This window comes from Chryseobacterium sp. UNC8MFCol (assembly GCF_000482305.1).
Classification (GTDB): domain Bacteria; phylum Bacteroidota; class Bacteroidia; order Flavobacteriales; family Weeksellaceae; genus Chryseobacterium; species Chryseobacterium indologenes.
This window is the reverse complement of record NZ_AXUZ01000012.1, coordinates 210268-223870: the sequence shown is the minus strand read 5'-3', so window position 1 is coordinate 223870 and position 13603 is coordinate 210268. Positions and strand designations below refer to the sequence as shown.

Genomic DNA, 13603 nt, shown 5'->3' with positions numbered 1-13603 from the left:
TGACCTAACTTTGCATCTGTAAAACAAGGTAAAATGACACAGAAAATAAAAACAGCACTATCTGTATTGATAGCAGCTTTTCCTGCGCTGTTTTTTTCACAACAGATTAAACAGATGACCGCAGCTGAGATTGCCGAACTGGCAGTTCAGAATCATCAGCAGCTGAAAGTTTCAGCTCAGAACATAGATATTGCGCACCAGAATATTAACGTTGCAAAACTTCAAAAACTTCCTACCATTACGGCCTCTACAAGTCAGTTTTATTTAGGGGACGCAGTAGCCATCGATAAAGATTTTTCAAATTCTACAAAGATTCCGATGCCTCACTATGGAAGCTCTTATGCTGTGCAGGCAACACAGCTGATTTTTAAAGGAGGATTAGTTAACAAATCTATCGAAATGGCAGGACTTCGCGAGCAACTTTCCGAACTGGATCTGGAGAAAAATAAACAGGATGTAAAATTCCTTGTGATTTCAAATTATCTGGATGTCTATAAAGTAATAAACCAACAGGAAGTTTTTCAGAATAATAAAAAACTTGCTCAGGAACGTCTTAAGAATATTCAGAAATTTTATCAGCAAGGAATGGTAACCAGAAATGAAGTGATCCGTGGTGAACTGGCTATTAAAAATCTGGACCAGGGAATTCTGACGCTGACAAATAATAAAAAAATCCTTAATTATAATTTAAGCCTTGCTCTGGGACTTCCCTCTGATACAGAAATCGTTCCTACTGAAAATTTAGAAAACAAAGAATCCGGAATCGGAATGGATTATTACATGAATATGGCTCATGATAGCAATCCCGCATTAAAATCTGCAAGAAAAAACATCGATATTGCTGATAAGAATATTGAAATTATCAAAACAGATAATATGCCTACAGTAGCAGGTTTTGGAGGATATACCTTACAAAGACCTATTACGACAAGAAATCCTGTTCTGGATATGTATTCAGGAGGATGGCAGACCGGTGTGTCTTTGAGTTACAATATCGATACGCTCTTTAAGACCAAAGAAAAGGTTAAGCTCGGTGAGTTACAAAAGAATCAGGCAAGTGATGCCGTAACACTGGTACAGCAAAATGTAGATATGGCAGTGAATGCAGCCTATACAAAATATCAGGAATCTATTCAGCAGGCAGATATTCTCAATGATTCCAAAAGACTGGCAGAAGAAAACTACAAAATTACGGAAGCCAAATACCTGAACCAGCTGGCTGTGCAGGCAGAAATGATTGATGCGCAAAACCAGAAATTGCAGGCAGAGCTGGATTATGCCAATGCGGAAATCAATGTTTTGTACCAATATTATAATCTTTTGAAATCTACCGGAACTCTTTAATTTTTTAAAACTGAAAATCAACACAATGGAAAACAAGGAACAAACTACTCAAAATACAACTCCAACTCCGGCAAGACCAAGTGGAGACGGCAAAAAAAAGCAAAACAAAAAAAATAAGATCAGAGCGATCATTTCAAATGTTATCGTTTTTCTGGTGATCGGTTTCGGTCTGTTCTGGTTAATTAGGGAATATTTCCACATCGGGAATAAGACCTATACAGAAGCAGCACAGGTGGAAGAATTTATCAACCCGATCAATACCAGAGTTTCCGCTTATATTAAAGATATCAGGTTTATTGAGCACCAGAAGGTTAAAAAAGGTGATACTCTGGTAATCCTTGATAACCGTGAAATTCTTACCCAGTTAGGGCAGGCGGAAGCGGCGTACCAAAATGCAATGGCCCAGAAAACAGCGACTAGCTCTTCCGTCAATACGGTTTCCAACAATATCAATGTCATGGAATCTAATATTGCCGGAGCAAAAGCCAGACTATGGAATGCAGAACAAAACTTAAACCGGTATAAAAATTTATTGGCTGCGGAAGCTGTGACCAGACAACAATATGATCAGGTGAAAACCGAATATGATGCTCAGAAAGCCGCTTATGAAACGTTGGTAAATCAAAAGCAATCTGCCAGCCTTTCTACGACTGAGGTAAAAAGTAAACTGGGAATCAATGATGCAGAGATTAAAAGGACAAAATCTGCTTTAGACATGGCAAGAATCAATTTGTCGTACACCGTGATTACTGCGCCTTATGACGGAGTAATGGGCAGAAGAACCATTTCGGAAGGGCAGTTGATTCAACCGGGCCAACAGGTAGCTACCATCGTTCTTAACGGACAAAAGTGGGTGACAGCTAACTTTTTAGAAAGCCAGATGCCTAATATCAAAGTGGGAGAGAAAATTACCATGACCGCCGATGCCTTAGGCGGACAAAAGTTTGAAGGAGTTGTCACAGCAATTTCTGCAGCTACAGGATCAAGATATTCCAGTGTACCGACAGATAACTCTACCGGAAACTTTATTAAAGTTCAGCAGAGGATTCCGGTAAGAATTGAATTTACAGGTTCCAATAAAAAGGAGAACCTTGATAAATTAAGTGCCGGGATGAATATGAACGTGAATATTAATTAAGACCAAAAGATATCAGAGGTCAGATTTCAGACTTGATATGATGAATAAAGATTAAAGGCTGAATTGGTAAAGTCTGTTATCTGATATCTGTAATCTAGTATCTAGAATATGTACAACAAAGGATTATATAACGACTGGGTACCAAAACCCGTACAGCTTTTGCTGATTGTGTTGCTGCTTGCAGTAGTAATGCCAATCGGTGGAGTCTACACAGGGAATATCAGTCATCTGGTGAGTGGTACAGGAGCGTTAACAGAATATTTTATGTGGGCCAATTATGCAACCACCATTGGGATGGGAGCGTGTATGCCTGTGGTTCTCAGAATCAAGATGAGATTTAAAGTCCGCGACAAAATGGTACTGTTGCTGGTGTCATTAGGCTTGTTAAGTTACATCAATGCCACCACTTTACAACCTATGATTTTCGTATCTACTTCTTTATTGATTGGGTTTATGAAAATGATGGTAACCATCGAATTGTTTTTACCGCTGATGGTTATGATCGGAAACCGTGGAATGTTTTATGGATTGTTCTATACATTCGTTTTAGTGATGAACCAGGTGGCAGCGTATTATGCGGCAGACTTTGCCCTTCTCTACAACTGGCAGCAGTTCTATATTTTTACGGCCGTTTTATGTTTTATGTTAGCATTGATCCATTGGATTTTTATGCATAATAAGTATTTTGCCCTGAAAGTTCCGTTACATTATATCGATTGGTTAAGCATTCTACTTTTCATTTCCACCTTTATGTTTTCGGCGTATGTATATGCATTCGGACGACAACAGGATTGGTTGAATTCGCAGAAGATCATCAATGCAAGTATTGCGGCTTTTGTGAGTTTTGCATTGCTTTCGATTCGTCAGCTGACCTTGAAAAGACCCTATCTTTCGTTCAAAATTTTCTCTAAAAATAATGTACAGCACGGCTTATTTATGCTGTTTTGGCTGGGAATGTTCTTAGGAACGGCTTCCATTCAGAATACTTTTGCAGTAGGGGTGCTGGGGTATGATCAGGTGACCAATGCAAGATTAAGTTTACTGATGATCCCCGGAATTATTTTAGCGGGAGGTATTGCGGTGTTTTGGTTTAAAAAAGAGAAACCGCTGAAAATGTATATTTTATCAGGTTTTTCAGCAATGGTAGGTTATGCCATCATCATGTACTTTTCAATGGTGCTGGAATTCAATTACGAAAACTGGTACCTGCCTATGTTTCTGAAAGGATATGGTATGTGTTCCTTATTTATTTCAGTCTGGTTTTATACGCTGGATAAATTGGAAATGGATGAAATGCTTGCTGCGATAGGACTGGTATTAGTCTGGAGAACCTTCCTGGCCGTAGGGATTTTCTCAACACTGTATTCATGGTTTCAGTACAGATTCCAGGTGAATGCAATAGGTGATCTGGCGGTTTATATGGACGGAATGACTGTGACCCCACAGAATGTTGCTGCCAATATGAAGGCTATTCAGCTTAATGCCATTATTATAGCAACTAAGAAGATATTCGGATACATTATTTTAGCCGGATTCGGGGTGCTGTTTTATGTGATCACTCACCATTTTGGGGCAAAACGTTTTCAGTATTTCAGATTTGTACGGGTTCTGGGTGGTAAATCCGTGATTGCCAGAAGAAGACTTCGGGAACGGAAAAAATTATTAGAAGAAATAAAAGACGCAGCAGGGCCTGCGATGTAAAGATACCTTGTTTTTTACTAGTAAAATCCTGGTCCTGTTTGGGGCTGGGATTTTACGCTTTTATATAGACAGTCTTAAAAATGGAAGGTATAAATGTTTCTTCACTCTTCACTCTTTAGATATAAAATCGATTCTGCTTTTTATGATGTCATGAAAAATTTCACACCAACTTATTTTTATTTAGAAACAATAAAAATTATCTTTGCAAGATTATAAAAACTATTACGTAGAAGAATGAAAAAGCAGTATGCATTCATAGGGCTGTTGGCATCGGGAATCCTATTTTCCCAAACAGCGAAGGATTCTATAACCTCTAAAGGCATTGACGATGTGGTGATCGTAGCCTCCAGAAAGCCCACCAAAATTTCAGAAATTCCTGGTACTGTCTGGGTCGTACAAAAAGAAAAAATACAGGAACAGGCAAAAAGTGGAGTTCCGATCAAAGAAATGCTCTCTATTTTAATTCCGGGCATGGATATTGGGCCTCAGGGAAGAACCAATTACGGACAGAATATGAGAGGACGTTCTGCACTGGTAATGATTGACGGAGTCTCCTTAAACAGTATCCGTACAATCAGCCGTCAGCTGGATGCCATTGATCCTTTTAATATTGAAAGAATTGAAGTGCTCTCGGGAGCCAGCTCTATTTATGGAGGCAATGCGACAGGTGGAATTATCAACATCATTACCAAAACACCATCTAAAAAAGGAATCAGTGGGGAAACTGAATTGGGCATACGTACAGGTTTTATGGGAAAAGATGACCATGATTTCCGTGCGGCGCAGTCTATTGCAGGGAAAGGGGAAAAATTATTCGGTAGACTGGGAATTGCCTACCAGCAAAACGGAGGTGCTTATGGTGCAGATGAAAAACAGCTTTTTACAGACATTACCCAAACTGACCTTCAATACAACCAATCTATTGATATCTTAGCTACAGGAGGATATAAGTTCAATAATAAACATAAAATAACCGCTTCCCTTCAATATTATAATTCAAAATTCAATGGTGACAGGAGCTTGTTTTTGGGAGAGAATTTAAGTGCATTTACACAGAAGAAAGCATCGTTGCTAGAAATGAGAGACGGATTTTCATCTGATAAAAATGTAGGAACAGAACGATATATGGGGACAATAGCCTATACCGGAAACGGGATTTTAGGAGGTCAGGATTTGTATGTGCAGTTCGCAACACGTGGCGAAAAACTGGGATTTTATCCTTTTCCGGGAAATATAACAAAGAAGGACAGTAAAAAATTGGCTTATATGTCTTCTTCTCAGCAGGATACTTATTATTCCGGAATCAAAGCTTTATTATCCAAATCATGGCGTGGGTTGAACGTTACATATGGAGCTGATATTGACTTTGAGAAATTTGAAGGAAATCAATCGGTATATAACATTGCTAAAACCATGTCAAGTGGCGGATTGATCAATGAGACCCAATATAGATTAGGAAGGTATCCTACCAACCATTCACAAAGTTATGCAGGATATGTTCAGGCTAAATATAATATTCTTCCCAAACTACAGCTTAATGCCGGGGTTCGATATCAGAATATTACTGTCAAAATGGATGATTTCGTAGGTTCTGAGCAGCAGACACAGGTAGCAATGGGCTATGGGCAATCTGCATCTGCAATTCCAGGCGGACAAAGTTCTTACAACGTAACGCTGGCTAATGCCGGATTATTATATAAGTTTAATGAACAGCACCAGGTTTGGGTTACCTTTTCTCAGGGGGCAAGCCTCGCAGATCCGGCAAAATACTATGGTATCGGTAAGTATGAATTGCAGGGTGCCAATTGGAATGTGATATCCAGTATTAATGTCAAAGATCAGCCTTTACAAGCCATTAAAACCAATCAGTTTGAGCTGGGTTACCGTATTAATAAAGGAGGGCTGAGAGCTCAGATTGCAGGATTCATGAGTAATTCGGACAAAAGTGTAACGGTTGACAAAAAGACCTTCCAGATCCTTGTTAATGATTTGAAATTAAGAAATATGGGGATAGAAGCTGAAATTTCCTATTCCATGAATAACGGAGTTTATTTTGGAGCAAGCGGTCTTTTGATCAGATCTGAAGTAGATAATAACGGAGAATGGAAAAAACAGGAGATCTATAATGCTTCCCCCTCAAAATTGGTGACGTATATCGGGTACAATATCAATAGCTGGTCATTCAGATTCCAGTCTTTGCAGAATTTCAAACTGACTGATGAATTGAATAACGTCATTGACGGATATAATACTTCCGACCTGATGGTGGGGTATCGTTTCCGTTGGGGAAAATTCAATCTTGGAATCCAGAATATATTCAATACCGATTATCAGACCATATGGAGCAAGCGTTCCCAGGTTTTATATTCTTCTTACGGACTTCCGGAATTGTTTAATTATAAAGGAAGAGGAAGAACATTTAATCTGTCTTATACATTTGATTTTTAAAAATAAGGTTAAAGTGTTACTGCTTTAATCTGAATACTTTCCAACAAATCCGGTTTCCGACTAAAGAGATGAAACCGGATATTAACTTTAAAAATTCAGTTATGGCTAAAGTTTCAACAGGGCAGATCATTGCCGAAGTAACCAGAAAAGAATACATCACTGATCATTTTATCAGAGTGTATCTGTATTCGCCTGAAGTTCCTCAATTCAAAGGAGCTACTGTAGGTGATAACAATAAAATTGCAATTCCGCCGGTAGGATTGAATGAAATTCATTTTCCCACACTGGATGAAAATCATCAATGGGTGTATCCGCCGAAAGAAGTGGCACCGGTGATCAGGACCTATACCCACAGAGGAATTGATCTTGAAAAGAATGAGCTGATCATCGATTTTGTAGACCATGGAGACGCCGGGCCGGCTTCAAAATGGGTACGGGAAGCGGTAGCAGGTTCAAAGCTGGGGATCATGATGCGTATGAGCGAAAAAGAGCTGTATCCCGAAGCTGAATGGTATTTGCTGGTGGGAGATGCCACAGCAATTCCTGTATTAAGTGCTATTTTAGAAACACTGCCTGAATCAGCAAAAGGAGTCTGCATCATTGAAGTTCACGGGAAAGAAGACGAACAGCACCTTGAAACCAAAGCTGATATAGACTTTATATGGGTGCACAATCCTGAACCGCAAAATACAAGCGATATTGCTGAAGTAGTACGGAATATTACCATTCCTGAAACCACGAAATTTGGTTATGTAGCCTGTGAATTTTCGAGCGTTAAAGAAATCAGAAACTATCTCAGAAAAGAGAGAAACTGGACCTCGAAAGAATTGTATGCCTATTCTTACTGGAAAGCAGGGGTAGCAGAAAATGAATCGCAGGCAGACAGACATAAAGAAAAGGATTCAATAGAATAGATTAGGCAACTGTAGCTCATCACTGCAAATCCTGAGACTTAAACTTTGAATTATGGCTTTCGAAGCTGTATCTTTGTACCTTTGACAACTACTATGAAAGATTTAATGGGTAGAGCAATCTGGGATTATTATCATAACGATACTCCTGAAGATTTGCAGACTGAAACTTCAATTTCTGAGCTGGATGAACTTCCGGTAAAGTATTTATTCAGAGATTTTGATAATATGAATGCAATAGAGCAGAAAGCGCTTCAGCTATCCGAGGGAAAAGTCTTGGATATTGGAGCCGGAGCCGGATCTCATTCTTTGTATCTTCAAAATGAAAAAAATCTTGATGTTTCAGCATTGGATATTTCACCAAAGTCTATTGAAGTCTGTACACTGAGAGGAGTAAAAAAGGCTGTCGCTGAAAATATTCTCAACTTTTCGGGAGAAACTTTTGATACCATTCTCTTGCTGATGAATGGAACGGGAATTTTTGAAAGCCTGCCTAAAATTGATACTTATCTTCAAAAACTGCATACCCTGCTCAATGATAAGGGACAAATCTTAATCGACAGCACGGATATTCTCTATATGTTTGACCGTGATGAAGACGGAGGAGTTTATATTCCGGCCGGAGGATATTACGGGGAACTGGATTATATTGTGCATTATAAAGGTGAATCCGAAGAGCCGATCAAATGGTTGTACCTCGATTTTAATACATTGAAAAACGCAGCAGTGAACAACGGCTTCAATATTGAAAAAGTACTGCAGGATGAGGATTCTTATCTGGCAAAACTGACTAAAAAATAAAATTATACAATAGAAACGGGTTGTAGCCCGTTTTTTTCATATCACGACAATTGCTCTACTACCAAAAGAAAAGGCTGCTTCAAAATGAAACAGCCTTCAATTTTTATATCAATGGACAATTATCCGATCTCAATACCGTTTTCAACACTACTGTCATCCGGTGTTACGAAAGATAATTTACCGTCCGGTTTTGTAGTCAATAACAACATTCCCTGAGATTCAATTCCTCTGATTTTTCTTGGTGCAAGATTTAATAAAATCATTACCTGTTTTCCGATTACTTCTTCAGGCGTAAAGCTTTCTGCAATACCTGAAACTACAGTTCTTACGTCTACTCCTGTATCCACAGTCAGTTTTAGTAATTTATCTGCTTTTTCAACTTTTTCAGCTTCTGTAATCGTAGCTGTTCTTAAGTCTATTTTAGTAAAATCATCAAAAGTGATCTCCTCTTTCATAGGGTTGGCGTTAGGATTTGTTTTTTTATTGTTTTGTTTCGTGTCTTCCAGCTTTTGAATTTGAGCCTCGATCACATCATCTTCAATTTTTGAGAATAAAAGGGAAGATTCATTGATCTTGTGTCCGGTCTCAATTAATACAGATTGTGTTTCAATATCATTCCATGTTTTCTTTTCAACATTGAACATATTCAAGAGCTTTTCAGAACTGAAAGGCATAAACGGTTCTGACAACTGAGCCAAAGCTACGGCAATCTGAGCTCCGACGAATAAAGACTGTGCTGCTTTTTCCGGATTATCTTTAATGGTTTTCCAAGGTTCTTCCGTTTGAAGGTACTGGTTTCCAAAACGAGCAAGGTTCATCAGGGCAGATAGAGAATTTCTGAATTCATAGTTTTCTAAAAATCCTGAAATTTCTTTCGCAGCCTTATTTATTTCCTGTAATTCAGGACTGTTTACATCTCCTTGTGGAACAACTCCATCATAATATTTATGAATAAGAACTGCAACTCTGTTGATGAAGTTTCCGAAAATACCTACCAACTCAGAATTATTCTTCGTCTGGAAATCTTTCCATGTAAAGTTATTATCCTTTGTTTCCGGAGCGGAAGAAAGAAGTGCATATCTTAAAACATCCTGCTGACCGGGGAAATCTTCTACATATTCATGCGCCCATACTGCCCAGTTTCTTGACGTTGAAATTTTATCATTCTCAAGGTTCAGGAACTCAAATGCCGGAACGTTTTTAGGCATGATGTAATCTCCGTGCGCTTTCATCATCGACGGGAAGATGATACAGTGGAATACAATATTATCTTTTCCGATAAAATGTACAAGGTCACTGTCTTCACTTTGCCAGTAATCTCTCCAGTCTTTTCCGTTTTTCTCGGCCCATTCTTTCGTGAAAGAAATATATCCGATCGGAGCATCAAACCATACATAAAGAACCTTTCCTTCAGCGTTCGGAAGAGGAACAGGAACTCCCCAGTTCAGGTCTCTGGTCATGGCACGTGGTTTTAAACCGTCGTTTAGCCAAGATTTCACCTGTCCGTATACGTTAGGCTTCCAGTCGTCTTTATGACCTTCAATGATCCATTCATTTAAAAAGTCCTCATACTCATTTAAAGGAAGGTACCAGTTCTTTGTTTCTTTTAAAATAGGAACATTACCGCTCAACATTGATTTCGGATTGATCAGTTCTGAAGGAGATAGGGTAGAACCACACTTCTCGCACTGGTCTCCGTAAGCGTTTTCGTTGCCACAATTAGGACAAGTTCCTACAATATAACGGTCAGCAAGGAATTCTCCCGCCTGCTCATCAAAATATTGTTCTGAAATTTCTTCCGTAAATTTCCCTTTTTCGTACAGAACCTTAAAAAAGTCCTGGCTCGTTTCATAATGATTTTTAGAAGTCGTTCTTGAATACTCATCAAAAGAAATTCCCAGATCTGAAAAGGATTTTTTGATGATCCCATGGTATTTGTCAACAATATCCTGTGGGGTTACACCTTCCTTTTTAGCTCTTATGGTAATAGGAATTCCATGTTCATCCGAACCACAGATAAACGCTACATCTTTTCCTAATCTTCTCTGAAATCTTGCGTAAACATCCGCAGGAATATAAACACCTGCCAAATGTCCTATATGAACCGGCCCGTTTGCATAAGGCAATGCTGCCGTAATCATCTTTCTGTTTGACATTTATAGTAAAGTTTTAACTGCAAAGATAAGGATTATCTCTTGAATACCGCTATTTGTGGAGTTATTATGATCTATAATGAATTTTCAGGACTTCTATATGAAATAAAGTTAAACATTTGTTTAACTTTTATGTTGCGAGAAGAATTATATTATGCAATGCATACTATCCAATAAATTATTGGACTTGAAACAACTAACTTATTTCGGTTTCGTAATATACACAATTTTAACTTAAATTATATTAAAATTATGCTAATTCTATTTTTTTTTTAAATTGCGACAAGGCTTTAAGCCAAAAAAATCAATAAAACGAAACTATATTAAAAATAAGATTGTGAAGAATTTTACAACGGTATTAAAAGTTGCGCCCGCTTTTTTATTGGCCAGTACAATAATGCACGCGCAGACCACAGACTCTATCACGAAGGAGAAGAAGATCGAAGAGGTTGTATTGATCGGGTATGGGAAACAAAAAAAATCTGACCTTACAGGTTCCATTACTTCGGTTACAGCCAAAGACTTCAATGGTGGAGCTACTTCTGCAGGCCAGCTGATCCAGGGGAAAACACCGGGAGTACAGATTACCAATAACAGCGGTGCTCCGGGTTCCGGTACCAAAATCAGAATCAGGGGAACATCTTCGCTCGGGGGAGAAAACTCACCTTTGATTGTTATTGATGGCGTACCTCAGGATTTTGTCGGAGTAAACGGGGTGTCAGACCCTCTATCCCTGATTAACCCTAACGATATTGAAACATTTGATATCTTAAAAGATGCTTCTGCAACAGCAATCTATGGAAACAGAGCTTCCAACGGGGTAATTTTGATCACTACTAAAAAGGGAAGTGCCGGAAGATTCAAGGTCAACTTCTCAACAGTGACTTCACTTTCTACCAAAATGGGTAATGTAGATGTTTTAAATGCTGATGAGTTCAGACAATTTGTAAATACGTACGCTCCGGCCAACTATAAAACAAAGCTGGGGAACGCCAATACCAACTGGCAGGATGTAATTTATCAAACAGCATGGGGAACAGATAATAACGTGTCTTTCTCAGGAGGTATCAAAGCCTTACCTTACCGTTTATCGATAGGCTACAACGAACAGAATGGTATTGTAAGATCCAATTCATTCAAAAGAACTTCCGTAGGTCTGAACTTAAACCCGAAATTCTTTGATAACCATTTATCAGTAAATGTAAATGCAAAAGGTACCTTTACCGACAACAGATTTGTTGACGGAGGAGTGATAAAAGCAGCTACGTACTTTGATCCCACACAACCTGTATACTCAGGAAACTCCAAATATGGGGGATATTACGAATGGCTGGATAATAACTCTCCCAACGGATATAATGTGAACGCAAGCTCAAATCCACTGGGAATGATCGATGGACTTCGCGATGTTTCTTCCGTAACCAGAGGGTTAGGGAATATTCAGCTGGATTATAAGTTCCATTTTCTGCCGGATTTGCATTTTAATGTGAATGCAGGTTACGATTATACCAAAAGTGAGGGGCATAAAGTAAAAGACGCCATATACAGAATAGGATACGAAGATAAAGGAAGTGAAAACTTCTATTCCATGGAAAAGAAGAACAAGTTGTTGGAAACTTATTTTAACTATACTAAGAACATTTCTGCCATTAATTCAGGAGTAGATCTTACTGCCGGATATTCTTATCAGGATTTTAATATCATCATTCCGGGAGCAATGACTTACAGAGGGATCGGAAATAATACAAAAGATGTAGATTTCGAAAGCAGGAATACCTTGATCTCTTTCTATGGTAGAGCTATCTTCACCATTGCAAACAAATATGTTATTTCCGGATCAATCCGTAGAGACGGTTCTTCCAGGTTCTATAACCTGACCCGGGATAATGTTTGGGGAGTATTTCCCGGAGTATCTTTAGCATGGAAGCTAAACGAAGAAAACTTCATTAAAAATATTTCAGCGATCAGTACTTTAAAACTGAGAGCAGGATGGGGGAAAACAGGACAACAGGAACTGCCGGCACTTGGGGTGAATGGTAATAAACCAAATAACTACCCGGCACTTGGAGCCTACAACCCAAGTAATCCTGGAGCTTATTATCAGTTTGGTAACGAATATTATTATATGTTCCGCCCTGCCAACTTCAATCCGAATCTTACCTGGGAAACAACCGTTACCAAAAACATAGGATTGGATTTTGGTTTTGCTAAAAACAGGGTAACAGGATCCATTGACCTTTTCAGAAAAGATACCAAAGATTTATTGGTATTTGCTGATGAACCGGCAGGAGGCCTGAGCAACGCCAGCTGGCAGAATATCGGAGATATGAAGAATGAAGGGATTGAAGGAAGTGTTACCGTAATCCCTGTTAAAAATGAAAATACAACCTGGGAACTGAGCTTTAACGCAACCCACTACAAACCCATCATTACAAAATTGAAAGACAGAGGAGGAGAGTCCTTTAATATGGAAGTAGGAGGTATTGAAGGAGGTTCAGGAAACAGAATTCAGGCTCATGCCGTAGGATATGCTCCTAACTCATTCTGGGTATATCAGCAGGCATACGATGCAAGTGGAAACCCGATCAGTGGAGGTTACGTAGACAGAAATGGAGATGGGGTCATCAACACAAAAGATATGTATTACTACAAATCGACAACTCCGGACGCTATCTTAGGCTTTTCGACCAAGTTATCACATAAGAAATGGGATTTTGCACTAAGTGCAAGAGCAGTGCTAGGCAACTATGTATATAATAATGCGGCTTCCAACAGTTCTTTAAAGTCTGCTTCTACCAACGAATATCTGCAGAACGTATTCTCATCAGCCGCTGATTATAAGTTCTCGGATTTCCAGTACAGATCTGACATTTATGTGGAAAATGCATCATTTTTCAGACTGGATAATATCAATATCGGATACAACTTTGGAGAAATATTCTCAAAAGGAAGTAATCTGAAAGTGTATGGTATGGCACAAAATGTTTTTGTGATCTCTAAATATTCAGGCTTAGATCCTGAAGTATACGGCGGGATAGACAACGGATATTATCAGATGCCTAAAATTTATTCTATAGGCTTTAACTTTCAATTTTAAATAAGAAGCA

General features: G+C 38.7%; 8 protein-coding genes. 7 read left to right on the top strand and 1 reads right to left on the bottom strand.

Annotated elements, in window-relative coordinates:
• The first annotated feature begins 33 nt into the window (after positions 1 to 33).
• The 6 genes from M030_RS0106790 to M030_RS0106765 all read left to right on the top strand — a co-directional run bounded on the left by M030_RS0106790 (position 34) and on the right by M030_RS0106765 (position 8343).
• Positions 34 to 1344, top strand: a complete 1311-nt coding sequence (locus tag M030_RS0106790) for a TolC family protein (protein WP_027372807.1) — start codon at positions 34 to 36, stop codon at positions 1342 to 1344.
• Between the two features lie 25 nt (positions 1345 to 1369).
• Positions 1370 to 2482 (top strand): HlyD family secretion protein, encoded by a 1113-nt coding sequence (locus tag M030_RS0106785; protein WP_027372806.1) that lies wholly within the window; start codon positions 1370 to 1372, stop codon positions 2480 to 2482.
• A gap of 108 nt (positions 2483 to 2590) precedes the next feature.
• The gene (locus M030_RS0106780) at positions 2591 to 4183 is read left to right on the top strand and encodes a hypothetical protein (protein ID WP_027372805.1); all 1593 of its coding nucleotides are present in this window, start codon (positions 2591 to 2593) and stop codon (positions 4181 to 4183) included.
• Between the two features lie 234 nt (positions 4184 to 4417).
• The gene (locus tag M030_RS0106775) at positions 4418 to 6631 is read left to right on the top strand and encodes a TonB-dependent receptor (RefSeq protein ID WP_027372804.1); all 2214 of its coding nucleotides are present in this window, start codon (positions 4418 to 4420) and stop codon (positions 6629 to 6631) included.
• A gap of 101 nt (positions 6632 to 6732) precedes the next feature.
• Positions 6733 to 7545: a siderophore-interacting protein gene (locus M030_RS0106770; RefSeq protein ID WP_034722264.1), complete on the top strand. Its 813-nt coding sequence runs from the start codon at positions 6733 to 6735 to the stop codon at positions 7543 to 7545.
• Between the two features lie 93 nt (positions 7546 to 7638).
• Positions 7639 to 8343 carry a class I SAM-dependent methyltransferase gene (locus tag M030_RS0106765; RefSeq protein WP_027372802.1) on the top strand — a complete coding sequence of 235 codons (705 nt, stop codon included), beginning with the start codon at positions 7639 to 7641 and terminating at the stop codon, positions 8341 to 8343.
• A gap of 119 nt (positions 8344 to 8462) precedes the next feature.
• On the opposite strand, the gene metG is transcribed toward M030_RS0106765, so the two are convergent.
• The gene (metG, locus tag M030_RS0106760; RefSeq protein ID WP_027372801.1) at positions 8463 to 10499 is read right to left on the bottom strand and encodes a methionine--tRNA ligase; all 2037 of its coding nucleotides are present in this window, start codon (positions 10497 to 10499) and stop codon (positions 8463 to 8465) included.
• A gap of 334 nt (positions 10500 to 10833) precedes the next feature.
• On the opposite strand from metG, the gene M030_RS0106755 reads away from it, so the two are divergent.
• Positions 10834 to 13593 (top strand): SusC/RagA family TonB-linked outer membrane protein, encoded by a 2760-nt coding sequence (locus M030_RS0106755; protein ID WP_027372800.1) that lies wholly within the window; start codon positions 10834 to 10836, stop codon positions 13591 to 13593.
• Positions 13594 to 13603 lie beyond the last annotated feature (10 nt).

Bases quoted from the DNA above. Each gene is read 5' to 3' on its own strand.
- M030_RS0106790 (WP_027372807.1), top strand. From the start codon at position 34: ATGACACAGAAAATAAAAACAGCACTATCTGTATTGATAGCAGCTTTT.
- M030_RS0106785 (WP_027372806.1), top strand. From the start codon at position 1,370: ATGGAAAACAAGGAACAAACTACTCAAAATACAACTCCAACTCCGGCA.
- M030_RS0106780 (WP_027372805.1), top strand. From the start codon at position 2,591: ATGTACAACAAAGGATTATATAACGACTGGGTACCAAAACCCGTACAG.
- M030_RS0106775 (WP_027372804.1), top strand. From the start codon at position 4,418: ATGAAAAAGCAGTATGCATTCATAGGGCTGTTGGCATCGGGAATCCTA.
- M030_RS0106770 (WP_034722264.1), top strand. From the start codon at position 6,733: ATGGCTAAAGTTTCAACAGGGCAGATCATTGCCGAAGTAACCAGAAAA.
- M030_RS0106765 (WP_027372802.1), top strand. From the start codon at position 7,639: ATGAAAGATTTAATGGGTAGAGCAATCTGGGATTATTATCATAACGAT.
- metG (WP_027372801.1), bottom strand. From the start codon at position 10,499: ATGTCAAACAGAAAGATGATTACGGCAGCATTGCCTTATGCAAACGGG.